The following is a 24,885-nucleotide window of genomic DNA, read 5'->3' as shown; positions in this document are numbered from 1 at the left end:
TCAGGCTGGGGCGACCGCCGCACCCGTGCCGCTTGCCGCGGCCACCGGTACGGTCGGCAGGAACAGGGGGGATCAGGCCGACCATGCCTCGCGGGCGGCTTCGAAGTCGCCCGGCGTGGCCAGCGAACGGCCGTCGATGGCCTTGTCGATGCGCTTGACCAGGCCGGTCAGCACCTTGCCCGGGCCGCACTCGGCGATCCGGGTGACGCCACGGGCAGCCAGCGCCTGCACGCACCCGGTCCACTGTACCGGCTGGTACAGCTGCTGGACCAGCGCGGTGCGGATCGCGTCGATGCCGCTGTGCACCTGGGCGTCGACGTTCTGCACCACCGGCAGCTGCGGCGCGTGCCAGGACAGGCCGGCCATCACTTCGGCCAGGCGGTTGGCGGCTTCGCGCATGAGCGGGGTGTGCGAGGGCACGCTGACGGCCAGCTTGACCGCCTTGCGCACGCCCTTCTCGGCCAGCAGCGCCAGCGCACGGTCGACCGCGTCGGCGTCGCCACCGATCACGATCTGGCCCGGCGAATTGAAGTTGGCCGGCACCACCACCTGGCTGCCTGCCGCTTCGGCGCAGACGTCCAGCACTAGCTGGTCTTCAGCGCCGAGCACGGCGGCCATGGCGCCGACACCGGCCGGTGCGGCTTCCTGCATCAGCTGGCCGCGCAGGCGCACCAGGTGCGCACCGTCATGCAGGCTCAGTGCGCCTGCGGCAACCAGGGCGGTGTACTCGCCCAGGCTGTGGCCGGCCAATACCGACGGGCGCGGACCGCCCACGGCGTTCCAGGCGCGCCACACGCCGATGCTCGCGGCCAGCAGGGCCGGCTGGGTGTATTCGGTACGGTTGAGCATTTCCTCCGGGCCGCCCTGGGACAGCGCCCACAGGTCGACGCCGGCACCATCGGATGCCTCGGTGAAGGCTTCACGCACCTGTGGGTGCAGTTCGGCCAGCTCGGCCACCATGCCCACAGACTGCGAGCCCTGGCCGGGGAAGACAAAAGCGAGGGTGGATACGGTCACGCGGTCATCCGCTTGTTGCAATCGAAGCGGCCCATGATAAGGGGGAACATGCCGTGTCGTCTGTACGTGCGCGTATGCACGCGTATGGTGAATGGCCGGGCAAGCGCAACGGGGTCAGATCCCTTTTCCTGCGGAAAAGGGATCTGACCCCTATCAGCCTCAGCAGAACAGCTGCAGGACGTCCAGGTCGCCGTCGGCGAGGAAATCCACGCACAGGCCCACCAGCATCAACACGCCGGCGGTGCTGGCGCCGTGGGCGATGAAGATGGAATGGGCCAGCGCGCGCGCCGAACGGCCCAGCTTCATGCAGACCCGGGCCAGGCTGCGCAGGCGGCCGCTGACCGCATGCACGTGCTCGCGCACCGGCGCCTGAACGTCACCCATCGCCTCGGCCATCATCGCCTGCAGGTGCCCGGGGCGGTCGGCGTAGTACTTGGCCACGCCGTAACCGAACATCAGCCAGTCGCGGGCCTGCGCTTCGGACAGATCCATCACTTCCAGCGGATCTTCCTCGAAATCGATGAAGCCGACCTTCTCGCCATCCCATGTGAGGTTGCGCGGCAATGGCTGCCCGAAATAGGCGCCGCGGGCATGAGCTTCAGCAATGGCCAGCATCGCCGCCATCACCAGCTGATCGCGACCGGCTTCGTCGGCTTCGCGCAGGCAGGTATTGAACGAGCTGCCGTTGTCGCCGATCACCAGCGCGGCATGACCGGTGCCCAGTACGTCCGGCACGTTCACACCCTGCGCCTGCAGTTCCGCGAGGCGGCGGGCCTCGGTTTCGCGTGCGGCGTCGCCACCGCGGTGCGGCGGCGGGCGCAGCGCATCCAGATGGAAACGGCGCGCAACAAAATTGAGCAGGCCCAGGGCCATTGCCCGGCTTCCCTTGCCGTACTGCTTCAGCCAGGCACGTTGCCCTTCGATGACGATGGGCTCAACCATGACAGGTCCTCCTTAAACGCGTTACGGCCCCGGAGGGGCCGTAACGACAAGACTTCACATTGTCGTAACTTGCACTATCAATAGCGCAGCAGGGCCGAACCCCAGGTGAAGCCGCCGCCGAAGGCCTCCAGCAGCAGCAACTGGCCACGCTCGACCTTGCCCGAACGCACCGCGGCATCCAGCGCCAGCGGCACCGAGCCGGAGGAGGTGTTGCCGTGCTTGTCGACGGTCACCACGACCTGGTCCATCGACATCTCCAGCCGCTTGGCGGTGGCTTCGATGATGCGCAGGTTGGCCTGGTGCGGGATCAGCCAGTCCAGGTCGGACTTGTCCAGGCCGTTGGCGGCCAGGGTCTCGTCCACGACCGAGTCCAGCGCCTTGACGGCGTACTTGAACACGTCGTTGCCCTTCATGTTGATGGTGCCACCACCATTGGCGCCGTCCTTGAAGCCGGTCGAAACGCCGACCGGGTTCCACAGCAGTTCCTTCTTGCTGCCATCGGCATGCAGGTGGGTGCTGAGGATGCCGGTGTCTTCGTCGGCCTTGAGCACGACAGCGCCGGCGCCATCGCCGAACAGCACGCAGGTGGTGCGATCGTTCCAGTCGACCATGCGGGTCAACGTTTCGGTGCCGATCACCAGCACGTGCTTGCAGTCGCCGGAGCGGATGAACTTGTCGGCCACGCCCAGCGCGAACACGAAGCCGGAACAGGCTGCGTTGACGTCGAAGGCGGGGCACCCGGCCACACCGAGCTTGGCCTGGATCAGGCACGCGGTGGACGGGAAAATGAGATCAGGGGTGGTCGTGCCGACCACGATCATGTCGAGCTGCGAGGCATCGATGCCTGCGGCTTCAAGCGCGCGCAGGGCGGCGTTGTAGCCAAGGTCGCTGGTGGTTTCGCCTTCGGCCGCGATGTGCCGTTCACGAATGCCGGTGCGCGACTGGATCCACTCATCCGAGGTTTCGACCATTTTTTCCAGGTCGGCGTTGGTCAGGACTTTTTCCGGCAAATAGCTACCGGTGCCCGCGATCCTCGAATAGATCCGCTTGCTCATCATGTTTCCTGTTGCGCGGGCCGCCGATCACCGGCACGCCCGGGAAAGAAGGCAAAGGCCGCTGCCCGGAGGCAGCGGCCTTCCCGGCACATCAATCTTCTTCGACAGCCGAGGTCTTGGTCTGGATGACCTTCTTGCCGCGGTAGAAACCGTCGGCAGTGATGTGGTGACGCAGGTGCACTTCGCCGGTGGTCGGGTCGGTCGACAGCTGCTTGGCGCTCAGGGCGTCGTGGGCACGACGCATGCCGCGGCGGGACGGGGTGACACGGGATTTCTGCACAGCCATGGGATTGCTCCAAACTCGGTTCGATTTGCTTCGTCGTATCGTCGCGCAGGACGCCAGCGCCCAGCACACTTTCGCTTTCGCCGCAGCCGCCGACGACAATCCGGCTGCTATTGTTTCTTCAGTGCTGCCAACGCCGCAAACGGGTTGGCCTTCTTCGTTTCTTCTTCGCTCGGTGCCCAGTCCCTGTCGACTGCTTCACCGTCGGGCGACAGCGGCACCACGGGCACCGCCAACACCAATTCGTCCTCGACCAGATCCAGCGGACGCAGCTGGCCGTCTTCCGGCACCAGCAACGCCTCGTATTCCTCCGGCAGGGACGATTCCTCGTCCTCGTCGCGGATCAGGCCAAGCCTCTGGGTCACCTTCACCGGCAACAGGAATCGCTGCATGCTGCGCTGACAGGTCAGCGGCAGCGCGGTGTCGATGGTCAGTTCCACATAGGATACCCGCAAGACGTCGTCGCGACCGAATTCAAGCGAGTAGACACACTCGCCGTCGGTATCTGCGACCAACCCCTGCAGGCGGGTCAATTCAGCCAGGGAGACCTGACCGTCGAAGCGCCTTCGCGCTACAACCATCCGCCAGGCATCCAGCGTTTCGGGCACGTTCGCGGACATAAGCCGCTGAATACTAAGGATCGCACCGCCCGCTGTCAAATGCCCGCCCTGCAGCACTTGCCGCTGGCGCCGTGGAGGGGCCAGACTGCCGCGCCCTGCCCCGGTATTGTCACATGTCACTGGTCCTGGCCTCCACCTCCCGCTACCGTCGCGAACTGCTGGAACGGCTGGGCCTGCCCTTCGACTGCGCACGCCCGGACGTGGATGAAACCCCTCTGGGCGCCGAGACCCCGCTGGCCCTGGCCACGCGCCTGGCCGCCGCCAAGGCCGCCGACGTGGCCGCCCGCCATCCGGGCGCCTGGGTGATCGGCTCGGACCAGGTGGCCGACCTGAACGGCCAGCCGCTGGGCAAGCCGGGCACGGTCGAGGCGGCCTGTGCGCAGCTGGCGGCAATGTCCGGACAGACGGTGCGCTTTCACACGGCAATCAGTCTCAGGCGGGATGGAGAATCCCTCGCCACCCTGGATCTGACCGAAGTACGCTTCCGCGTGCTGGACCCGCAGGAAATCGTCCGCTACGTCGCCGCCGAGCAGCCGCTGGACTGCGCCGGCAGCTTCAAGTGCGAGGGCCTGGGCATCAGCCTGTTCGAGGCAATCGACAACCGCGACCCGACCGCGCTGGTCGGCCTGCCACTGATCGCGGTGTGCGGCCTGCTGCGCAGGGCTGGATTCGCGGTGCCGTGAACGGTGGAGCCGAGCCCTTGCTCGGCCGCCTTTTTTTTAGGCTGCCCGCCATCTGTAGCAGAAGCAGCCGAGCATCGGCTCGGCTCTACAGGACCAGGGGACCTCAACGAACTTCGAACGGCTGCTCCTGCCACGCCTCCACGCTGCCGTCGCGGCCGTGCAGGCGCAGGCCAAGCCAATGCCGCCCCGGCGCCAGCGTGGTGGTATCCAGCGATGCGTCGAAGCCCACCGCCGGATGTTGCGGATCGGTGCTGTCCGGCCAGGTGTGGCGGATGTCGAACATGCGCCCGTAGCGCGCATCGCCAATCGAATGGCCATCGACCAGCACTTCGATGCGCGCCAACCCCACGCCATCCTTGAATGCCCAGCCCTTGATGGCGAGCGTTCCGGAGACCTTCTCACCGTTGGACGGCGCATCCAGCCAGGCCATTGCCGGCGTCACGCAGGGCCCCTGCGCGCGCTGCACCGGCAGCTGGAACAGCAGGAAGCGCTGGAAACCATGATCGCTGCTGACCACGCGCGGCGCCGGCAACGGCCCCACCTGCTCGCAGATCGCGTGATAGCGCGCCAGCAGATCGCGGTAGCGCTGGTCGCTGGGTGACAGCACCAGCAGCATCGGCGCACTGCGCGGGCCTTCGTGCAGCAGGCCCCACTGTGCCAGCTGTGCGGTCCGCCCATGCTTGTCGTTGAGCGGGTGCGGCAGCACCTCGATATCACCGTTGCCCAGCTGGAAGCCCAGTTCGGCACCGACCTTGAAGTTGCCCGCCAGCACACGCGTGCCCGGCGGCATCTGCCGCAGTTCGTCGCGCACCGCCACGGCCAGCGGCTGCCAGCCGGCAAAGTTGCGCGGGTAGTACTTGCTGCCGGCCATCTGCTCGCGCAGCGCCGGCGTGGACGCCATCAGGTAGTAGCCGAAAGCCAGTACGGTGCCTGCAGCTGCCAGCCACCAGCCGGTGCGGCGCAGCCAGCGTGGCCAGCCGTTGAGGACCACCGGCACGGCCACCAGCAGCGCCAGGTAGCCCGGCAACGGCCAATGGAAACTGATCCGCTCGACATCGGTGAAGAAGCCCAGCAGGAAGATGCCCAGCGTCGACACCCCGCCCACCAGGCCGAAATAGCGCCATTGCACCCGCACACCACCACCGCTGCGGGTACCCGCCAGGGCGACCTTCCACATCGCGATGCACAGGATCGGCGTCACCAGCATCGGCTGGATCACCAGGAACCACAGCCCTTCCCACTCGAACGTCCACGGGTGGCGCTCGACCACCTGGAACTTCAGGCCGGCATCATGGTTGTCCGCATTCCACGCCAGCAACGGCAGCCAGGCCAGTACACCCACCGCCAGCGCCACCCATACGCGCGGGTCGGCCAGCATGCGGCGGCCCTGCGGCAGCGCCAGCAGCGCAATGAAGCCGACACCGATGACGCCAATGAAACGGTAGTGGCTGAGCGCACCGATCAGCAGGCCCAGCGCCAGCTTCATCGCCGACGACGCATCCACGTTGTGCAGCAGGCGCGCACCGGCCTGCAGGCAGATCACCGCCGCAAGCGCCATCGGCACATCCGGCACGGCCAGCAGGCCCAGCGTGGCCGACAGCGGCATCAGCAGGGTCAGGCTGCCCGCCTGCCACCCTGCGACGTTGCCAAACCAGCGCGTGGCGATGCGCACCACCAGCAACGGCAGCAACGCACCGATGGCCAGGAACGGCAGGCGCAATGCGAGCACGTGATGGCCACCGATTTCCACGCCCAGGCGTGCAAGCCATGCTGTCAACCCCGGCAGGTCGGAATAGGCGGCGGCCAGGTGCTGGCCTTCCTGCCAATAGAACGCCTCATCGACGAACAGCGGCAGGCGTGCAGCCACCACCAGCTTGGCCGCTGTGATCAGCGTCCATAACCAGAGAAATATTGCCCGTGCGCGCTGTTCGCCTTGCATTGCTCTATGGATAATCGAGTGGATTCCAGACCTGAGACGATCATGCCAGCCTCGTCCCCCAATCCCAGCATGCTAACCGATCAACTGCGCCAGGCCCTGCGGGAGGCACAGGATCAGGTGAACGCACTGGTACTGGGCAAGGTGCCGGAAGTCAGGCTGGCCTTTGTCGCCCTGCTTTCCGGCGGCCACCTGCTCATCGAAGATCTGCCCGGGCTGGGCAAGACCACGCTGGCGCATGCATTGGCCAGCAGCCTCGGCCTCAGCTTCCAGCGCGTGCAGTTCACTTCCGACCTGTTGCCGGCGGACGTACTGGGCGTATCGGTGTACGAGGCCGGCAGCCGCCAGTTCCAGTTCCACCCCGGCCCGGTGTTCACCCACGTGCTGCTGGCCGATGAGATCAACCGCGCACCGCCGCGCACGCAGAGTGCGTTGCTGGAGGCGATGGCCGAGCAGCAGGTCACCCTGGATGGACAGACGCATCCACTGCCCGATCCATTCTTCGTGATCGCCACGCAGAACCCGGTCGACCTGTCCGGCACCTTCCCGTTGCCGGATTCGCAGCTCGATCGTTTCCTGCTGCGGCTGGCGATGGGCTACCCGAGCGTGCAGGCCGAGCGCGAGCTGCTGCGTGGCAGCGATCGCCGCGACCTGATCGCCCGCGCGGTGCCGAAGCTGGATGACACCCAGGTGCGTGCGCTGCGTGAAGCCGTTGGCCAGGTACACGCCAGCGACGCGCTGATCGACTACGTGCAGGCACTGTTGACCCGCAGCCGCCAGCATGCCGGCGTACGCGTGGGCCTGTCACCGCGCGCCGGGCTGGCCCTGCTGCGTGCCGCCAGGGCGCATGCACTGCTGCTCGGCCGCGGGCATGTGGTGCCCGAAGACGTGCAGACCCTGTTCGTGGCAGTGGCCGGCCATCGCCTGGTGGCGGAGGCCGAATCCAGCTCCGGGCCGGCATTGGCGCGGGCGATCCTGCAGACCGTCGCGGTGGACTGAAGGTGGCCACACGCTGGGCACGCATGCAGCTGCTGGCACGCCCACGCAGGCCCGAAGCCCTGCCGCAGCGACTGGATCGCCATCGCATCTATATACTGCCGACGCGCTTCGGCCTGTTCGTCGCCACCCTGCTGTCGGCGATGCTGCTGGGCGCATTGAACTACAACAACAACCCGGCCCTGCTGCTGGCACTGTTGCTGGCCGCAGCAGCGATCGCCAGCGCCATTGCCGCGCACCTGCAGCTGTCCGGCATACAGATCGATGCAATCTCCGCCGAGCCGGTTCCGGCCGGGCACCCCCTGCGCCTGCGCGTGGACCTGTCGTTGCGCGACCCGCGCGCGCGCCACGGGCTGCACCTGCAGCTGGGCGCAAGCGAGGCGTGGGTCGCACTGCCTGCACACGGTCGCGGCGAAGTGGAGCTGGATGTCCCCAGCGAGCGCCGCGGCTGGCTGGAACTGCCGCGCATCCGCCTGTCCAGCACGCAGCCTCTGGGGCTGGTGCGGGCATGGTCGTGGGTGTGGCCGGAGCAGCCGCTGCTGGTTTATCCACTGGCCGAGGCACTGGCACCACCCCTTCCGGAAAGTGGCAGCGATCCACTGCACACCCGCGCCCATGCCAGTGGCGACGAGCTGCACCAGCTGCGCCCCTATCGTGCCGGCGACGCCCCGCGCAGCATTGCCTGGAAACACTCGGCACGCCGCGACAGCCTGCTGGTACGCGAATACGAGAAGCCGATCGGCATCGAAGTGGTGCTGGACTGGCGCACGCTGGCGCCGCTGGGCCATGAAGCACGCATCGCGCGGTTGGCACGCTGGGTCGACATGGCCGAGCGCGAAGGCCGGCGCTACACGCTGCTGCTTCCAGCCCATCCCCCGTTCGGGCCCGGCCAGGGCGCCAGCCACCACCACCTGTGCCTGCGCGCACTGGCGCTGATGCCCCATGACTGAGCCTGCCGTCCTGCTCGATCGCAACGCCCGCAGCTGGACCCTGGCCAGCGCAGCGCTGGCGCTGCTGCCACTGCTGCTGCAGCTGCCGCCGGTGCTGGCCGTCGTGATCGCGATCACCGCCGTGCTGACCGCTGCGCTTTCCTGGCGGCGGGTGCTGCCGATGCCGGTGCGCCTGCTGCTGGTGCTGGCCATGCTCGCCACCATCGTCTGGCAGATGGGCATGGTGCGGCCGGGGCGTGATACCGGCTGTGCGCTGCTGGCGGCGATGCTGGCCATCAAATCCAGCGAACTGCGCAACCTGCGTGATGCGCGCAGCCTGCTCGGTTTCGCGCTGTTCTCGCCGTTCGCGGCCTTCCTGCTCGACCAGGGCCCGCTGACCACGGGACTGGCTGCGCTGGCCGCGGTTGCCGCACTGCTGGCCCTGCAACGCCTGGCCCAGGACGAGGGCCGCAGCCCACGCCTGCCACTGCACGGTCAACTGCGCGGCGTCGGCCGCCTGCTTGGCATCGGCCTGCCGCTGGCACTGGCCTGCTTCTGGTTGTTCCCGCGCTTGTCCACGCCGTTGTGGGGCGTACCCGAACGAGCGGTGGGTACGCCCGGCCTGGCTGACAGCATGGCGCCGGACCAATGGCTGGACCTGATGGCCGACGATACCCCGGCGCTGCGCGTGCAGTTCTTCGGCGCGGTGCCCGAGCCCACGCAGCGCTATTGGCGCGGCCCGGTGCTGACTTCCTTCGATGGCCACCGCTGGAGCCGCGATCGCGCGACGGCCCGGCGCCCCGCCCCCGTGGTCGAAGCCACCGCACAGGGATGGGACTACCAGATCGACTACGAACCCACCGACCGTCGCCTGCTGGTGGCCCTGGACCTGCCCAGCCGCGCACCGGAAGGCAGCAGTTTCGATGCGGACATGAGCCTGCGCAGCGACCGCACGCTGTCCGCGCTCAGCCGCTGGCGGTTGCATTCGGCGCCTCCGCAACGGTTCGACACCGATCTGTCGCCCTACCTGCGCCGTGCCGCGCTGCAGCTTCCCCCCGGCTTCAATCCGCGCACCGCCCAGCTGGCACGGCAATGGCGGCAGGAGGCCGGCAACGATGACGAAGCCATCGTCCGCCGAGCGCTGCAGTGGATCACCCGCGACTTCTCCTACACGCTCGATACCCCGGTGGCCGGGCGCGATCCGGTCGACGATTTCCTGTTCAACTACAAGGCCGGCTTCTGCCAGCACTTCAGCTCGGCCTTCGTGGTGCTGATGCGCAACGCCGGCATTCCGGCCCGGGTGGTGACCGGCTTCGCAGGTGGCACCCGCAACCGCATCGGGGACTACTGGGTAGTGCGGCGCATGGACGCCCACGCCTGGGCCGAAGTCTGGCTGCCCCAGCGCGGCTGGGTCCGGGTCGACCCGACTGCGGCCGTGGCACCGGAACGCATCCTGGACACGCTGGACGACCGCTTGCAGGCCGGCACGGACACCCCGCTGCAGCAGCGCTGGCTGCAGCTGGGGCAGATGGGTGACTGGCTGCGCCGTGGCTGGAACGACCTGGTGCTTTCCTTCGACGCACGCCGTCAGCAGCAGCTGCTCAGGCCGTTCGGGCTGGATGATCTCGGGCCGGCGCAGCTGGTGGCCGGCTTCGTGGTCGCCGCACTGCTGGCATTGGCATGGATGGCCTGGCTGCTGGCCCGCGGCGAGCGCGAGCGCGACCCGCTGCTGCGCGCCTGGCACCGGCTGGGGCGGCGCTATGCACGCCTTGGCCTGGCCCGCGTACCCCACGAGACGGCATGCGACTGGTCACGACGGGTACACGCCGTGCGCCCCGACCCCGCCCTGCTGGCACTCAGCCAGCGTTTCGCCGACGCGCGTTACGCTGGAACTTGCACCGACCTCGCTTCATTATTGCGGGACCTGCGCAGGCATCGCCCGACTTCCGGAGCCTCCCCATGAACACCAAGTTCCTCCTCACCGCTGTGGCCACGCTGGCCCTGTCGGCCTGCGCCACGGCCCCCAAGCCGCTGCAGGGACAGTTCAGCCTGGTCTCCCCGCGCGACTCGGTCGCCACCCAGCAGGTCGGCACGCCGGTCCGATGGGGTGGTCGCATCATTGAGACCAAGCCCGGCCAGGGCGAGACCTGCTTCCAGATGATCTCGCGCCCCCTCAACGCCAGTGGCCGCCCGAACACCACCTCGTCCGACGCCAGCGACGGCCGCTTCATTGCCTGCCGCGCCGGCTTCTACGACCCGGCCGTGTTTGAAGCCGGCCGCGACGTGACCTTCATCGGCAAGATCGACGGCTACCAGAACACCCGCATCGGGGAGTACGACTATCGCCTGCCGAAGCTGTCGGCCGATGTGATCTACCTGTGGCCGGAACAGCGCCAGGTCGATGTGGTGCCCTACCCCTATGGCCCGTGGGGCCCGGGCCCGTATGGCCCGTACTGGGGTGGTTACGGCCGTTGGGGCTGGTGGTGATCGCCACCGGCCATGCGTGATCGAAAAAGGCCGCCTTCGGGCGGCCTTTTTTTCATCCACGCATCGCATGGATCCACTGCGGGCAATGGTGGATGCCAGGCGCTCAGCGCCCCGGCGTACCGAAATGCCCCAGCGGCGCACCGGCCAGCAGGTGCATGTGGATGTGGAACACGGTCTGCCCGGCATCCTCGCGGCAGTTCATCACGATGCGGTAGCCGTCCTGCGCGAACCCTTCGCGGCGCGCATATTCGGCGGCAGCCAGGGCAAGCTTCCCGATCAGGTGCGCCTGCGACGGCTGCAGGTCGTCCAGGGTCGGGATGATCTCGTTCTTCGGAATGAACAGTACGTGCACCGGCGCCTGCGGTGCGATGTCCTTGAAGCCCAGCACCTCGTCGTCCTCGTAGACGATGGTGGCCGGGATCTCGCGACGGATGATCTTGCTGAAGAGGGTTTCGTTGCTCATGGTCGGCCTCGGCGGGAGTGTCTTCCGCATTGTAGGCCGGCCGCGCCGGGCGATGCCCGGGTGGCGCTCAATCGCGGAATTCGCTGCGCGTTCCGAACGCGTGCGACAGCGTGCCGCGGTCAACGTATTCAAGCTCGCCACCGAGCGGCAGGCCCTGTGCCAGGCGGCTGGGCTGCACCTTGCGCGCGCGCGCCAGCTGCGCCAGGTAGTGCGCGGTGGCTTCGCCTTCGACGGTGGCACTGGTGGCGATGATCAGCTCCTGCACCTCACCGTCGGCCAGACGCTGCTCCAGCTGCTCCAGGCCCAGCTCGCGCGGGCCGATGCCATCGAGCGGCGACAGCCGGCCCTGCAGCACGAAGTAGACACCGCGGAAGCCGGTGGCGTTTTCGATGGCCAGGCGGTCGGCCGGCGATTCGACCACGCACAGCTGGCTGCGCTCGCGGCTGCTGTTGGCACAGGTCGGGCACAGCTCGGTTTCGCTGAAGTCGCGGCACTGCGCGCAGTGGCCGATGCGCTCCACCGCCAGCGCCAGGGCTTCGGCCAGTCGCTGGCCACCTTCGCGCTCGCGCTCGAGCAGGTGGTAGGCCATGCGCTGTGCGGTCTTCTGGCCCACGCCAGGCAGCACCCGCAGTGCGTCGATCAATTGTTCAAGCAGGGGTGCGGACACGGCGGCATGCTTTCATGGCGTCGAGCAGGCTCGACAGCTACAGATTCTGTGGCACCCGCTTGCACGGGTGCCACGCTGGCAATCAGAACGGCAGCTTCATGCCCGGCGGCAGCTGCATGCCGGCGGTGGCCGAACCCATCTTCGACTTCGACTCGGCGTCGATCTTGTTCGAAGCGTCGTTGAAGGCGGCGGCGATCAGGTCTTCCAGCATCTCCGGGTCGCTGGTCAGCGACGGGTCGATGCGCACCTTGCGGCATTCCTTGGCACCGGTCAGGGTCACGCTGACCATGCCGCCGCCGGCACTGCCGGTCACTTCGATCTTGGCGATTTCTTCCTGGGCCTTCTGCAGGTTTTCCTGCATCTTCTGGGCCTGCTGCATCAGTTGGGCGATGTTTCCGCGCATGGTGTCTTACTCGTCAAAAGAACGGATGGAATCGGAAACAACCCGCGCGCCGTGCTGTTGGATCAGCACCTGCACTTCCGGGTCGTCCATGAAAACGGCCTCTGCCACCTGCTGCCGCTCGCCACGCTGGCGGTCGGCCCGCTGATGCAGGGTCTCGGCCGGAACGTGTTCGGTTTCCACGGTCTCGACCACGATCTTCGGCGCCTGGCCGAGGGCCTTCTGCAGCATCTCGCCCAGGGCAGCCAGCGCGCGCTCCGAGCGCAGGTATTCAAATCCGGGCGAAAGGCCCAGTTTCAAGGTCCCGTGCTGGCAGCTGATGAACGCGGCGTTGGCGGCGAGCTGTCGCGAGGGGCCGCTCAGGCCGCTGTTGGCGACCAGGTCCAGCCAGTCTTCGGCCGTGGCCAGCTCGCTGACACCTTCCTGCGGCGCGGCGGCATGCGCCGGGGCCGGCTTGGCATGTTCGGCCGGCGCAATGGCAATGCCTTCGGCGCGGAACGGGCGCTCGGGCGGCGCAGGCTCGCTGGGAGCCGCGACGGGAGCCGGCGGTTCGTGCCAGGGCGCAGCCATGGCGGCGTCCGGGCCGGACATCTCGGCCGCCAATGCCTCGTCACGCGCCTCGGCTTCGTCAGTGGCCCACGGCGGCAGGTCGTCGCCTGCCTCTGCAGTGACGGCAGGCGCCGGCACCTGTGGCTCAGCCTTCACCGGCGGCGGCGACACGGGCTCTTCCACCGGAACCGGCTCGGGCTCCGGCGTCGGATCTGGTTCCGGTTGCGGGGCCGGTTCGGGCTCGGGTTCAGGTTCGCGCGGCGCGGCCTGCACCGGCGCGGCTGCCTGCGCCGCTACCGCCGGGCTGCCCGAAGCGGCAGCAGCGGCCGGCGTCGCATCGCGGCTACCGGTACCGGCGCCACCACCGGCAGCGTTGCCACCCGGCGTGCCGCCCAACGCACCGTCGACGGCCTTCGGCACCGGCGGTACCGCTGCGGCTGGACGGAACGCCAGCATGCGCAGCACGGCCATTTCAAAGCCCGCGCGCGGGCTGGGTGCCAGCGGCAGGTCGCGGCGGCCATTCAGGGCCATCTGGTACCAGAGCTGCACCACTTCCGGGCGCAGGCGCTCGGCGAATGCGGCGACATCCAGGCCTTCCGCCGCGGCAGCGCCCGGCACCAGCTGCTGCACCTGGATGCGGTGCAGCCCTTCGGCCAGCGCTTCCAGCACACCACTCCAGTCCGGCGAGAACTCTGCCAGCGCGGCTACCACCTGCAGCAGGCGCGGGCCATCGCCGTCGGCCAGCGCATCGAGCATCGCCGCCACCTGGGTGCGGTCCACGGTACCCAGCATGGTGCGCACCACGTCCTCACGCAGCGCGCCGCCGGCATAGGCGATCGCCTGGTCCAGCAGTGACAGGCCATCGCGCAGGCTGCCGTCAGCGGCCTTGGCCAGCTGCACGATGGCGCTTCCATCGGCCTCGATCGCTTCCGCCGCCAGGATGCGGGTCATCTGGCCCTGGATCTGGTCTTCATCCAGGCGCTTGAGGTTGAACTGCAGGCAGCGGCTGAGCACGGTGACCGGCAGCTTCTGCGGATCGGTGGTGGCCAGCAGGAACTTCACATGTTCCGGCGGTTCTTCCAGCGTCTTCAGCAGCGCGTTGAACGCCGCCTTGGACAGCATGTGCACTTCGTCGATCAGGTAGACCTTGTACTTGCCGCGCGAGGGCATGTACTGCGCGTTCTCGATCACCTCGCGCACGTCATCCACACCGGTGTTGGACGCGGCGTCGATTTCCAGCAGGTCGATGTAGCGGCCGGCGTCGATGTCCAGGCAGGCCGCGCACTGGCCGCAGGGGTCGGCGCTGGTGCCCTGCTCGCAGTTCAGCGACTTGGCGAAGATGCGCGCGATGGTGGTCTTGCCCACGCCGCGGGTGCCGGTGAACAGGAACGCGTGGTGGACCCGGCCGCTGTCCAGCGCGTTGCTGAGCGCACGGACCACGTGTTCCTGGCCCACCAGCTCGGCGAAACGCTTCGGACGCCACTTGCGGGCAAGGACGAGATAGGACATCAGGCCACCGTTTTCCATCGGATGTTCCATTGTGCCATGCCTGTCCAGCCCCCTCGCCAACAATGCCGCTGGATGCGCCCCTGATCAGGGTGCTTGTGTCCGGCCGCGCCGCCCGCTAGAATCTGCGCCCCTGCTGAGGCGTTTGCCGATGGCAGGGATCCGGAGAGGTGTCCGAGTGGTTGAAGGAGCACGCCTGGAAAGTGTGTAAGCGTCTAAACCGCGCTTCGGGGGTTCGAATCCCCCTCTCTCCGCCAGACTCTGCAAACCCCTGAGAAATCAGGGGTTTTGCTTTTCTGGGCCTAGCAAGGGGCAGGACACAAATCGGGACACATCCCGATGAGAGTTCCCCATCACTTGATCAAGACGCCAGCGGGGTTTTCGTTCCGTCAGCGCGTGCCCGTCGACCTCCAGCCCCTTCTGGGTTGCCGAATTCTCAAGCGAAGCCTTCGAACGCGCGAAATGCGCAGCGCCCAGGCTTGCGCCCTGGTGCTGGCCGCCCGCTATGCTGAGGTCTTCAGCGCCATCAGGAAGAACGGCATGGGCGAGAAGACGGCAGAGCAATGGCTCCGGGAGCTTCGGGGACAACGGCTCCAGGACTACACCCTGGAACGAGACGCCAATGGCGCCCTGCGTATCCAGGCGGAGCCAGGCGAAGACACCGAGGCGCTGACTCGCGCTATCGAGAGCATCGGTCGGGTCAACCCTGCGTTCTTCGGCGCGGCAGCCGCCCCGGCAGTTCCCTCCAAGCCCCAGCCCAGCAAGGTCCTGTCGCTGATGGAAGCGCGTGATCTTTGGCTCAAAGCCATTGCCCCAGACACCATCCCCAAGACCTACAGCATCAAGAAGTCGGCCATTGACGGGTTCGTGCGCGTCACCGGCCCTGACTATCCCCTGCCGAGCATCAACCGAATCGACCTGTCGAACTTCTATCAGTCACTCGCCGACGCTGGCATCTCAACCCCGACCCGAGTGAACAAGCAGTCCTATCTGGGCGGCTTCTTCGATTGGTTGATTGCCGCTGGCTATTACACAGACAGCAATCCGGCCCGAAGCCATGTCTCATACGGCAATAGCGCCAAGCGAAAGCGGCGCAAGCTGGGCTTCAAGGCCTTCGACCTGAAGCAGATCAGCCTCCTCTTTGCTCCATCGGCCTTTGCCACCTTGTCACCTGCCGCGCGCTGGGCAGCGTTGTTGGGCCTGTATACGGGCGCCCGTGCCTCTGAAGTTGGGCAGCTGCTGGTGAGCGATGTGCAAACGGAGGGAGGGGTGGCCTACATCCATATTAATGACGACGGGGAGCACCAGCGCCTCAAGAGCGAGGCCAGTATCCGGACTGTCCCGATCCATGCTGACCTGATGGCCCTGGGCTTCGGCGACTATGTTGCCAGCCTGCCCACCTCAAGCCGTCTCTTCCCCCAAGCGAAGGCCAATGCCGTCAATGGCGCTGGGAACTGGATCTCCAAGGCCTTTACCCGCCACCTCGCTGAGCACGGGAGAACGTGGCCCAAGGCCAAGCGCGGTTTCCATTCCCTGCGTAAGACGGTTATCCAGCAGATGCAGGGCTTCGGTGTCACCTCAGAAATGCGCGCCCAGATCGTCGGCCACGAGCTTGATGATGAGCACCATCCCGTCTACAGCCGGGAATTCACCCCGGCAGAAAAGCTCAATGGGCTGGTCACCCCTGAATTCAAGACAGCAGGGCTCTCATCCTTGAGCTTCAATCTTGAGCTCGCTGCACTGAAGAAGTTGCTGGGGTAGCGGATCTCCGCGCCAGGAAAATTACATGGAACGTCTAGGAGTGTCTCTAACGGGCCAACATTGGCACTGACAAACGCCGCGACTATTGCGATCAACGCAAATGATGGTTTTATGAAAGCTCCCCCACGTTAGGAGCTTCATATGCCCTTAGAAAGAAAGCTGGCTATCGCCAGTCGAGTGCTATGCCCTTTGATTGCCCAAGACCGGACACGAGACACGCAAGAGCGGATCGAAGACATCATCCATGCCCTCGAAATTGCCGACGAGCTGATCAACCGATGCATGCACCCAAAGCCTCCTGCTGACGACCACACACTGAAACCTGCTGTTAGGGTCAAAGAAGCCGTGGTGGAACGCGACCAGGTACAGCTCAGCGACATGATTTCAGAACGCCGTGGCGCAGCGTCAAAGCCCACTCGCGGACCTACCTACCACTGAGTTTTCGAAAGGAGGTTGGCTAAAGCCCCGGTTCGCCGGGGCCTTCGCTTGTCTATCAGTGCAACCGTGCTCCAGGATTTCTGACAGGATTCATTACGAGCAAGGGGTCCGCTGGAATAGGGGCTTCAGGAGCGTCAATGGGCGCATCCTCCAACACCGGATATCTCCGAAGCAACACTTCACTCCAATTCTCCAGCTGCGAGAGGGACTCATCCGTCTGACGGTTGTAGTCCTTCTGAGCGGCGGGACCAGTGGCCTCGTGAGCGCGTTGATACTCCAGGCGCCCCAGTTCGAAAGCCCGAACCCGGCGCGCCCGACGCCGCGACCAGTCTGAGCGATTCAAGAGGCCCGGCTTTGGGTTCTGGCTTTCGAAGCTCTCCAGAGCAAATTCCGCCTGTGCTAGCCCATGCTGAGCACGGTCTTCAGCTCTCAGCCTACGCTTGAAACGCAGCGCATCCCGCTTCAACTTCTTCAGTCTTACGAGCAACTCTTCCAAGTCGCCACGAAGCTTGGGCGCTGCGACATGAGCGGATATCAAGGTGGCACTGTTGCGCAGCAACCTGCGCGTAAATCTAAGCCGATCTCGCAGCGCCTCAATCCACGCCTCGGCCCAAATTTCTAGCACGGCCTTCAACGCCTGCTTGGATGCGGTGGCCTGCAGCTGCCGCGCCCCGTCGTCGGCAACCGCCCCAACCGGCATGGCTTCCCTACCCCCGTTAACCAGACGAGTCGCTCCACCAGGTGACAGCATTGGTAGGACGGGAGGATGCGAAGCAACTTCGCGCGGGCCGACCGGCGTGGCTTGATCGGATGCGGGCTCCATCAACCTGCCCTCTCCTGCCATCTCGGCCACGGCGCGATCCCAAGCGGCGCTGTTGGCCTGGTGGATCCCGTCATTGCCCTGCTTAAGGACTGTATCGGCGCCTCGGCGATGAAGCGCCGTCGCATCTTTGCCCAAATGAAGCCCTGGGATGCGTGAAAGCTCCGCCGCTGTAAGCTCGTCGCCTTGCTCTGCGGCCTCGGCGGCCTGATTCTTCAAGCTGCGGTGATCGACGCGTGCCGAGACACCGGCAGCGGCCAGGTGAGCATTGATAGCCTCTCCTACCATCTGGCGAATCCATTCCACTTCCCCTCGGCCTGAAGGGCCGCCATCCAGCTCCCTGGTCTTGTCCTTCAACCCGTCTGCGTCCATCCGCCTAGTCGTGGCTAGGATGTGGACGTGATAGTTGAGCCCGTCAGCGGTCTGTGGCTCATGGATGCTGGATTGGACAGCGAACCTGTACCGCTGGACCAGACAGCGCGATATCTCGGCTGCCAGATCGGAACGCTGCTCTTTGCTCAGTTCGTGTGGCAAGGCCACCTCGAACTCTCTAGCGACCGTGGCATCTTTTCGGCGCTCCGAAGCCTCGGCTGCAGGCCAGAGTTGTCGGGGGTCGAAAGCCCAGTCGGGAGCGTCGTCGGGAGCGAGGCAACGGGTCTCAACGACCCCGCCGCGCCTTCGGTAGTCGTGTCGAAGCCCCGTTCGCTCATCGAGGATCAGCAGGCCTGCGCGATAGGCCGCTGCAGCGGTGGATGCGTGCCCCTGGGCACGGCTGAAGGTCTTTACTCTGGTGTGATAAATGGCCATTGATGCTCCTCGTCCCGGCCCCCGCACTTGCCTTTATGCCTATGTTTTAGGCTTTGGCAAGCGCTTTTTAGGGGGTCAAGGGGCACAGCCTCTTGCGCACGCATTGCCCGAAGGGCAATGCCTAAGTGCGCTCTTGCTCCAATGACGCCCCGGCTGAGACGCCCTACAAATAGGCCAGTGCTATTATCCGCCGACGCTATGCCTGTTGTCTGACGAGTGACGATGAGCGCACGAGAGCATGGGACATGGCCAGCCGTCCTAGAACAAATCGTTAGAGCAATATGGCTGCATCTAGTGTCCACCACCCAAAATGCTCAGACAGCTCTTGCGGGTTGCACGCCCGTCTGAGTGGAAATGAAAAATAGCAACACCTATCAGACTCCGCCAACTCCCGAACGCGAGCTATGACTAAAATGGAAAGCAATGAGCGCATCACGATCACCTCGATTCCTACCCCTGTCCTTTCCGAAACGGCCGCAAAGAAAGACGTAATCATCCTACCCGAATTGGCCAGCCTAGGATCCGGCAGCCATGTATATGCATCCACTTCCATCTCTCTGAAGAAGTATGCTGAAAAACAGGTAGAGATCGACTTCCTTACGCAAATGGATGACCTATATGAACAACGATCTTCGGCCATCTATCTGCCACCGATACTGTTCGTTGCCCAAGCCTTAATCGATAACCAGGAACTCGTAAAGGCGACACTTGATATCATCATCGCCTTCATTCGAGACTCAGGGAAACCTGAAAGCGCACCCGTAGAACTGTCCTGTTTGGTAGAAGAAAAAGAGGGGGCGCGAAGCGTCAAACTGGACTACAAAGGGCCTGTCGACGGGCTATCCGCCCTTGAAGCCGCCCTAAAAGAGGCAGTGCGTCGTGGAAAGTAAATTTTTTGGCTCAGCTCCTTTCACCCCTCAGGGAGTCGTGGAAACGTGCCTTGCCTACATAGCCTCGGCAATCCAGCTCAACCTCATCGTTCGCTCAAGCAAACTCCAAGAAGAAAAGATCAAAGAGATAAATGATTTCATCGCAGAACTTAAGGGCTTCAAAAACTGGGCCACTGATAAGGAGGCCGAGCAATTTGCCAACGATCTATTTCACTTCCAGTGCTTCCTCAGAAGTGTCCAATCCACCCTAGAGACTTGGATCAACATAAAGAATAGTGAGCCGGAGAAGGCTTGGCACTCCCTTATGGATGCGATTGACTACAAAGACATAGCCCTGAGGATCAACGATTACGAAGGAATCCGAAAACATGAAGCACTGCTCGTAGACACGCGGCGACTACTCTTTCCTGAAAACATGATCTTCAACAGCCCCGCGTTCCGATCCACAATAGGCGACTGTTCGATCTGCAGCACCCCATTCCAACACTGCGACCATATTGAAGACTTCATATATTCGGGCAGACTTTGCCGCAGGATTAACATTTCAATCATTGAAGCAAATCATTCTGCCATTGTGAAGAATCCACGTGATCCGCGTTGCATCATGACCGAACGTTCTGATGATGACGGAAACATGATTAACATGCTCTCACTGGAGCTAACTGGAGAACGGCGCGAGAAGGGTCATGAGGCGATGCACCTGACCGGGATCTTGCTAGCAACCCAGCCTCTAGACTTTGACTAGCGGCTTAATTTAATTAAGCATATAACTATAATATCAAAACTAACTTCAGCCAAACTAATCGGAAGCTGTTTGTTAGAACATTTGGCTTAAACAGTACGCGATGCGATCAACCTGTAGGTCGACTTGACCGAGATATCCAGATGCCTTGCTGCAACGGCAGGGCCATTGGACTCAACCAGCGCGACGACTTGCGACTTGAAGTCGTCCGTATAGCGGCGGCGGGTGAGACATGACATGAAGAACCTCCAAGTGCGATCAAATCATCGCCTCTTGGTGTCCGTTTCAGCAGGCCAGGATCACCTCGCCCCTCGGGACACTGAGACATGAGCCGTACCTCAGGTCACCTGACCGCCACCTCAGCAGGTGGCAATCACAATCGGCTCGAAAGCACCCAGGTGTCGGGACTGCAATCAGAATATCGACTGCCGCCCCCTTCGAGCAAAGCGGCGGCGGAGTAGCCACGGCAGCCCCCACAACAGCAAGAGGGGCCAGAAGACAACCTGGCCGAAGAGCATCAGCCCAAATACTGCTCCTTCAGCGGTAGTGCCCTCCTCAAACACCACGCTACAAAGCCACCACAGTGCCGCGACCGTGATGAGCCAACGCACCACGTTGAAAAACGTCCACATCTGAACCTCCTAGCCAGGGGTTGGCGGCGAGCTTGAATTCAGCGACGGTCTACGACGGTCCAAGTGCCATCGACCTTGTCGATGACGAAAGTGCCGACAAGCTGCTGTTGCTCAGTGCGAGTGCCCAGCTGATACCGCGCAGTTCCAGTGACACTGCAGGCATAGCCAGGACTGTCCCCTCGCACGCACTCGCCCACCTTGAGACGTTCAAAGGTCATCGTCGTTCCCGTCGCTTCCTTGAAATATGCAGTCAGCGCCCTCTCGACATCGCCGCTCCCAGGACCACCCGAGCAAGCAACCAGCAGCGCAGTAGCGGAAAGCGTCCAAAGCTTCTTCATGTCAATTCCTAGATCAGTCGATGAGTAGGCAGTGACTGCCCGGATTCGTTGCAGCACCAGGCAGGACTTCGCTATCGATCACGGACCCGGCCTTATTGATGACGATCACGATCTGACTAGGCCGCGCAGAGGAGTCCTCCTCACGCTCGCCGAGGTAAGCCAGAGCGATGGCGTCCTTGAAGTCATAGACCTTGCCGAAGCCAATGACGCTATGCGCTTCGGGAGGCAGCAGAACCGGCTTTCCATCGAGCTTGATAGCGCGTTTGTAGTCCCGGCCTTCCACAGGGTCGATCCGACCAATGCTTGTTCGCACGGGACCGGTGGGGATCGCGGAGCCATGACCTGTGGACCAGATGAACTCGGAGACCTTGGGCTTCCCTCCCCCACCAACCTTGAACTGGCCGCTCTGCAGTTGGCACGACAGGCTGGGCGCAGCCCCAGCAGAAGCGGCGAACGCCAAGAGACCCACCAATGCCCAGCACCTCATATCCATACGACTGCCTCCCGATCCATTTTTTGCGTTGAACGCAAATGACCCGCTAAGCTTATGCGGTCAAACTCTGGAGAGTCAACGTGTTTGTTTCTACCGGATGCCCGCCCCTCAGCCCACGCCTACAGCCCTTGGTCATCGCCTACGCGCAGCGCGCGTCGCCAAAGGCTGGACGCAGGCGCAGCTAGGGGAGATGTTGATGGGAGTCGATGACTCGAACACGACTGCGCCTCGCATCAGTAGATATGAACGAGGAATGCACAAGCCGGACTTGGAGACCATCGAGAAGCTCGCAGAGCTTCTAGACCTTCCTGCGGCTTACTTTCTTGCTGCGTCGGATGTAGTGGCTGAGGCCATCCTGCTGCTTTCTCAGCTTGATGCTAGGAGGCAGAAGGAAGCACTTGGGCTGATCAAGAGATTGATGGACGCCTCATAGTGGCCGCAACCATCGCCACGTATGCCTAAATGGCTTCAACGATTACTACGCCACAGACGCACCGTTAGACCTTCACCTGCATTGGGCATGAAACCCAAGGAGTGATCGTATAACCCACGAGTCGATATTGATAACTATCGCGTTTACATTTCAATCTTTGTCTTGCTGAAATTTAAGCTAACTGACAAGACGGAAGTGCTTGCGCGATAGTCATGAATAACGATTTATTTTGTCATGATCCAGGGAAAATTAGAACTATCTATTGACGTGCGATCAAATAGCCTTACTTTCGATGCCAGTCAATATTAAAGGGTGGCAATAAAAATGAAGAGGAAGAGAAAAGCGCTTAGTCAGAAAGATTTTTGGTTTGAAGCCTACATTGCAGCACTTCATCGCCTGGACCATGAATTGGCTTTGGTCGAGGCAGATAGGGCGCTAGAGGCATGCAATAAAAGATGGATGAGGCTATCGAAAAAAGTTCAGATATGGGCAAGCCTCAGTGACTGCCCCGTTGGAACGGGTGAGTGGCATCAGGAGTAAGTCGGGTCCGAATATTCGGGTTCCGGCTTGCAAGACAAATCGATGTTAAGCAACGTAGCGAGCTCTCGCAGACTTGACACTGCTTGCAAAAACCCATCGTCAGTCATAACAAGGCAGTTGATAGGTTGATCAACTTCGCCATCTTCGCTGCAGCTCTTGCAGAGCCAATCCACATATTGTTGGAATTCTTCATATTCTGCACCATACGCACTTTCAATTGACTCAATATATCCGTTGGATTGGATGTCAAACTGAATTCGCGTGGATGTGGATAGCATTTCCTTCGCGGGCAGACGCTGGGTGCCACGCGTATCGCCCTTGAACTGATAGTAGAGATGTTTAAGGCTTGAGATGCACCGATCACTGGTTAGCTCATCTACACGGCGCATAGAGATGCAGGCGTTGATATAGGGCTCAACTTTAATCATTCCGTCTCGCAGCTTTCCTCGATCTTCGCCTTCCCAGTATGCAACTTGATGAATTCTCAATGAGCGTCGCAACATCTTGGCCCTCTCCTTGTCAGAAGGATTGGCTTCAAAGTCCTCAACTAAGCGTTTTAAGGTGCGGAAGGCTGCCTTCGAGTGAACACTAGCTCTGCTTTTGCGCTTTCGCTTCTCTTTTAATTTCCACTCATCTCTTATTCCTTGTCTAGTCGGTTTAACCTCTACTAAGAAGCAAAATCCCTTCATCGAGCTAAGGGCTACGTCAGCAGTCGAGGACTCGGCGTTGCCGTCTAGTGTGACGAAACCCGGCGGAATAACACCGCGAAGCGCCACATCATCGATAACGCCGCCCTGCCCCTGAAACCGAGCACGAATCGAGTTGAGTAGATCCTCTCGGGAGAGTATGTCATGAAGCTGCAAGCGCCACTGCATATCGCGAAGTCCAACCACAACCGATTCTTCCCAAAGTCTAGCCCTCTTCTTTCCTGCCATCCCAGTTCTCCTGTTGGCGCGTTAGTGGTTAGTCTCGCCCCACGACGATTCGCAAAATAGCAATGCGGGCTCCTTTGGTGAAGAGATCCATGACTACCAGTCCGGCGTTTAAGATTCAAAGCTCACCGTCAGTGCCTGGGTTCATCCCAGGCAGGCGTCAGGCGGACAAGCAGCTATCCTTGGATCTACGCTGACTGGTCTTCCAAAAACTTGGCAAGAATTGCAGCAGACGGGTAGCTGGACATCGAGGCAATACCATTTGCCAACTCCACGGGGAACAGTGCCCCTTCGAATTTATGGCTCACGATAGATGGCAAGGTGGCTAAAATCCGCTGTAGCCCGATCAAATCCTCTGCAAGCGGACGTTCGCCCGCATCCAGATAGCTGCCGGTTGGCACATTAAGAACCATAGACATACCTGGGTCGAGCTTCACAAAGAGCTTTTCTCCCCAGTTGGTCCGCTTGCCGTAGGGGTTGGACAAGTCCGGGGAGCGGTAGACCTCACGACGGACATAGTTGTGATCGAGTGCGGCATAGCTGCCAGGCTCTCCTCGCTCGTGCGGTGACGCAAACTGCACAATTGATTGCAGGTGATCTACGAAGGCGCCGCTCTTTTCTTGTCCGATGATGTGCACACCACGGCCCTGGCTCACAGCGAATGCCAAGAACTCACGAATGTTAGGGACGAGCTTTGAATACTGACTGCGAAGCGATAGGGGCCCGTCCTTGATGAAAAGGGTCTCCCCTACCAGGGACTTATCCGTATGACCCCACGCAACTCGAATGGCTGTAAAGAGCATCAGATGCTCCATAACCAACATGTAGGAGGACGCCACTGAATCTGGAGCGCTGTCCTCATCCATGTCCAAATGAAAGCCAATCAGGTCCGAGACAAAGACTGTCTGATTGCAATGAGCACACCCCCCCTCGTCTGCGTCATGCGGCAGCCCTTCGATCATGGAGTGACAATGCGGGCACTCAAAGGCGGGCGACGACGATGTCCCATCGGTCCATTTTTTGTAGACGAGCCATTTTAGAGTGTCAAAGAAAGCCCCATCTTGGTCAATCTTAAAAGAGTCCCTAACGATGTGACGGACAGCGTCGTAGTTGTTGCCTAGCGGGGTTCGCACATTCTTCAACGGGAACACCGTGGAATGGAAAATCGCACTACCCCTGAGAACGTCCTGCAGCAAAAGGGGGTGCGGGTTCTCCTTATCAATAGCATCAAGTTTGGCGCGATCTACCAATAGGAGTGCCGTTTTCACGAACGCCACCTCTTTAGGCGGCTTGCCCTCTGAGCGAACGGCAACGAACGAACCATCGACCGCCCAAACACTTCGGAGAGGAAGCGCCCCTTTGGTATCGATGGAGTGCCACAAGGTTCTGGACGTATCGGACAGCAGCGGCTTGGCGTGTTCGAAATCGCGAACCAACTCCTTGACCCAAGCGCTCTGAACAACTGACAAATGACCCAGCTTCGATGCGGATTCGAAGGGTAAGCGCGTTCCGGCACTGTAGGGCAT

At 62.8% G+C, this 24,885-nt stretch carries 24 protein-coding genes and 1 tRNA gene; 10 read left to right on the top strand and 15 right to left on the bottom strand.

Going from position 1 to position 24,885, the window contains the following annotated elements; genetic code table 11:
* Nucleotides 1-72: 72 nt before the first annotated feature.
* The 5 genes from fabD to AC5JLE_RS19830 all read right to left on the bottom strand — a co-directional run bounded on the left by fabD (nucleotide 73) and on the right by AC5JLE_RS19830 (nucleotide 3,917).
* Nucleotides 73-1,017: an ACP S-malonyltransferase gene (fabD, locus tag AC5JLE_RS19850; RefSeq protein WP_032958546.1), complete on the bottom strand. Its 945-nt coding sequence runs from the start codon at nucleotides 1,015-1,017 to the stop codon at nucleotides 73-75.
* A 159-nt stretch (nucleotides 1,018-1,176) separates the two neighbouring features.
* Nucleotides 1,177-1,959, bottom strand: coding sequence for a BUD32 family EKC/KEOPS complex subunit (locus AC5JLE_RS19845; RefSeq protein WP_046429200.1), 783 nt, complete (start codon nucleotides 1,957-1,959; stop codon nucleotides 1,177-1,179).
* Between the two features lie 77 nt (nucleotides 1,960-2,036).
* Nucleotides 2,037-3,014 (bottom strand): beta-ketoacyl-ACP synthase III, encoded by a 978-nt coding sequence (locus AC5JLE_RS19840; RefSeq protein ID WP_014646186.1) that lies wholly within the window; start codon nucleotides 3,012-3,014, stop codon nucleotides 2,037-2,039.
* A gap of 91 nt (nucleotides 3,015-3,105) precedes the next feature.
* Entirely contained in the window at nucleotides 3,106-3,300 is a 195-nt protein-coding gene (gene rpmF, locus AC5JLE_RS19835) for a 50S ribosomal protein L32 (protein ID WP_004154640.1), read from the bottom strand.
* A gap of 107 nt (nucleotides 3,301-3,407) precedes the next feature.
* Nucleotides 3,408-3,917 (bottom strand): YceD family protein, encoded by a 510-nt coding sequence (locus AC5JLE_RS19830; RefSeq protein ID WP_164166527.1) that lies wholly within the window; start codon nucleotides 3,915-3,917, stop codon nucleotides 3,408-3,410.
* 113 nt (nucleotides 3,918-4,030) lie between these two features.
* Between AC5JLE_RS19830 and AC5JLE_RS19825 the strand changes: the two genes are divergently transcribed.
* On the top strand, nucleotides 4,031-4,600 hold the full coding sequence (locus AC5JLE_RS19825) for a Maf family protein (RefSeq protein ID WP_049404888.1): 570 nt from the start codon (nucleotides 4,031-4,033) through the stop codon (nucleotides 4,598-4,600).
* 103 nt (nucleotides 4,601-4,703) lie between these two features.
* Here AC5JLE_RS19825 and AC5JLE_RS19820 read toward each other — a convergent pair whose 3' ends face one another.
* A complete protein-coding gene (locus AC5JLE_RS19820; protein WP_197606096.1) occupies nucleotides 4,704-6,539 on the bottom strand; it encodes a glycosyltransferase family 39 protein in 1,836 nt (611 codons plus the stop codon).
* Nucleotides 6,540-6,581: 42 nt separating this feature from the next.
* On the opposite strand from AC5JLE_RS19820, the gene AC5JLE_RS19815 reads away from it, so the two are divergent.
* Genes AC5JLE_RS19815 through AC5JLE_RS19800 form a run of 4 tightly spaced genes read left to right on the top strand, consistent with a single transcriptional unit; the run spans nucleotide 6,582 to nucleotide 10,948 of the window.
* The gene (locus AC5JLE_RS19815; protein ID WP_032958559.1) at nucleotides 6,582-7,535 is read left to right on the top strand and encodes an AAA family ATPase; all 954 of its coding nucleotides are present in this window, start codon (nucleotides 6,582-6,584) and stop codon (nucleotides 7,533-7,535) included.
* Between the two features lie 23 nt (nucleotides 7,536-7,558).
* Nucleotides 7,559-8,482, top strand: coding sequence for a DUF58 domain-containing protein (locus AC5JLE_RS19810; protein WP_496065575.1), 924 nt, complete (start codon nucleotides 7,559-7,561; stop codon nucleotides 8,480-8,482).
* A complete protein-coding gene (locus AC5JLE_RS19805) occupies nucleotides 8,475-10,424 on the top strand; it encodes a transglutaminase TgpA family protein (protein ID WP_495233549.1) in 1,950 nt (649 codons plus the stop codon). Before AC5JLE_RS19810 ends, AC5JLE_RS19805 begins: the two co-directional genes overlap by 8 nt.
* On the top strand, nucleotides 10,421-10,948 hold the full coding sequence (locus AC5JLE_RS19800) for a Slp family lipoprotein (RefSeq protein WP_014036182.1): 528 nt from the start codon (nucleotides 10,421-10,423) through the stop codon (nucleotides 10,946-10,948). Before AC5JLE_RS19805 ends, AC5JLE_RS19800 begins: the two co-directional genes overlap by 4 nt.
* 103 nt (nucleotides 10,949-11,051) lie before the next feature.
* On the opposite strand, the gene AC5JLE_RS19795 is transcribed toward AC5JLE_RS19800, so the two are convergent.
* The 4 genes from AC5JLE_RS19795 to dnaX form a co-directional block, all read right to left on the bottom strand.
* Nucleotides 11,052-11,411, bottom strand: coding sequence for a histidine triad nucleotide-binding protein (locus AC5JLE_RS19795; protein WP_014646179.1), 360 nt, complete (start codon nucleotides 11,409-11,411; stop codon nucleotides 11,052-11,054).
* Nucleotides 11,412-11,478: 67 nt separating this feature from the next.
* Nucleotides 11,479-12,078: a recombination mediator RecR gene (gene recR, locus AC5JLE_RS19790; protein WP_014646178.1), complete on the bottom strand. Its 600-nt coding sequence runs from the start codon at nucleotides 12,076-12,078 to the stop codon at nucleotides 11,479-11,481.
* A gap of 82 nt (nucleotides 12,079-12,160) precedes the next feature.
* Nucleotides 12,161-12,481: a YbaB/EbfC family nucleoid-associated protein gene (locus AC5JLE_RS19785; RefSeq protein ID WP_005408298.1), complete on the bottom strand. Its 321-nt coding sequence runs from the start codon at nucleotides 12,479-12,481 to the stop codon at nucleotides 12,161-12,163.
* 6 nt (nucleotides 12,482-12,487) lie between these two features.
* The gene (gene dnaX, locus AC5JLE_RS19780) at nucleotides 12,488-14,554 is read right to left on the bottom strand and encodes a DNA polymerase III subunit gamma/tau (protein ID WP_046429188.1); all 2,067 of its coding nucleotides are present in this window, start codon (nucleotides 14,552-14,554) and stop codon (nucleotides 12,488-12,490) included.
* A 143-nt stretch (nucleotides 14,555-14,697) separates the two neighbouring features.
* On the opposite strand from dnaX, the gene AC5JLE_RS19775 reads away from it, so the two are divergent.
* A tRNA-Ser gene (locus AC5JLE_RS19775) sits at nucleotides 14,698-14,790 on the top strand.
* An 82-nt stretch (nucleotides 14,791-14,872) separates the two neighbouring features.
* Nucleotides 14,873-16,294, top strand: coding sequence for a DUF6538 domain-containing protein (locus AC5JLE_RS19770; protein ID WP_496065567.1), 1,422 nt, complete (start codon nucleotides 14,873-14,875; stop codon nucleotides 16,292-16,294).
* Between the two features lie 493 nt (nucleotides 16,295-16,787).
* Here the strand turns inward: AC5JLE_RS19770 and AC5JLE_RS19765 are convergent, their stop codons facing one another.
* The gene (locus AC5JLE_RS19765) at nucleotides 16,788-18,359 is read right to left on the bottom strand and encodes a MobA/MobL family protein (RefSeq protein WP_496065566.1); all 1,572 of its coding nucleotides are present in this window, start codon (nucleotides 18,357-18,359) and stop codon (nucleotides 16,788-16,790) included.
* Nucleotides 18,360-18,772: 413 nt separating this feature from the next.
* On the opposite strand from AC5JLE_RS19765, the gene AC5JLE_RS19760 reads away from it, so the two are divergent.
* Both AC5JLE_RS19760 and AC5JLE_RS19755 read left to right on the top strand, forming a co-directional pair.
* Entirely contained in the window at nucleotides 18,773-19,249 is a 477-nt protein-coding gene (locus AC5JLE_RS19760) for a hypothetical protein (RefSeq protein ID WP_496065565.1), read from the top strand.
* A complete protein-coding gene (locus AC5JLE_RS19755; RefSeq protein WP_496065564.1) occupies nucleotides 19,239-19,994 on the top strand; it encodes a hypothetical protein in 756 nt (251 codons plus the stop codon). Before AC5JLE_RS19760 ends, AC5JLE_RS19755 begins: the two co-directional genes overlap by 11 nt.
* Before the next feature lie 667 nt (nucleotides 19,995-20,661).
* On the opposite strand, the gene AC5JLE_RS19750 is transcribed toward AC5JLE_RS19755, so the two are convergent.
* On the bottom strand, nucleotides 20,662-20,961 hold the full coding sequence (locus tag AC5JLE_RS19750) for a hypothetical protein (RefSeq protein WP_099491478.1): 300 nt from the start codon (nucleotides 20,959-20,961) through the stop codon (nucleotides 20,662-20,664).
* A gap of 13 nt (nucleotides 20,962-20,974) precedes the next feature.
* Nucleotides 20,975-21,430, bottom strand: coding sequence for a hypothetical protein (locus tag AC5JLE_RS19745; RefSeq protein WP_232282030.1), 456 nt, complete (start codon nucleotides 21,428-21,430; stop codon nucleotides 20,975-20,977).
* Here AC5JLE_RS19745 and AC5JLE_RS19740 point away from each other — a divergent pair.
* Entirely contained in the window at nucleotides 21,315-21,887 is a 573-nt protein-coding gene (locus AC5JLE_RS19740; RefSeq protein ID WP_308306881.1) for a helix-turn-helix domain-containing protein, read from the top strand. The two genes, AC5JLE_RS19745 and AC5JLE_RS19740, sit on opposite strands and share 116 nt — an antisense overlap.
* A 530-nt stretch (nucleotides 21,888-22,417) precedes the next feature.
* On the opposite strand, the gene AC5JLE_RS19735 is transcribed toward AC5JLE_RS19740, so the two are convergent.
* Nucleotides 22,418-23,362, bottom strand: coding sequence for a hypothetical protein (locus AC5JLE_RS19735; RefSeq protein WP_005409143.1), 945 nt, complete (start codon nucleotides 23,360-23,362; stop codon nucleotides 22,418-22,420).
* A 185-nt stretch (nucleotides 23,363-23,547) separates the two neighbouring features.
* On the bottom strand, nucleotides 23,548-24,885 hold the full coding sequence (locus AC5JLE_RS19730) for a hypothetical protein (protein WP_496065563.1): 1,338 nt from the start codon (nucleotides 24,883-24,885) through the stop codon (nucleotides 23,548-23,550).

The sequence above is a fragment of the Stenotrophomonas sp. genome (genome assembly GCF_059505245.1).
The sequence above is the reverse complement of the archived record's forward strand: the minus strand, read 5'-3'. Positions and strand labels throughout refer to the sequence as shown.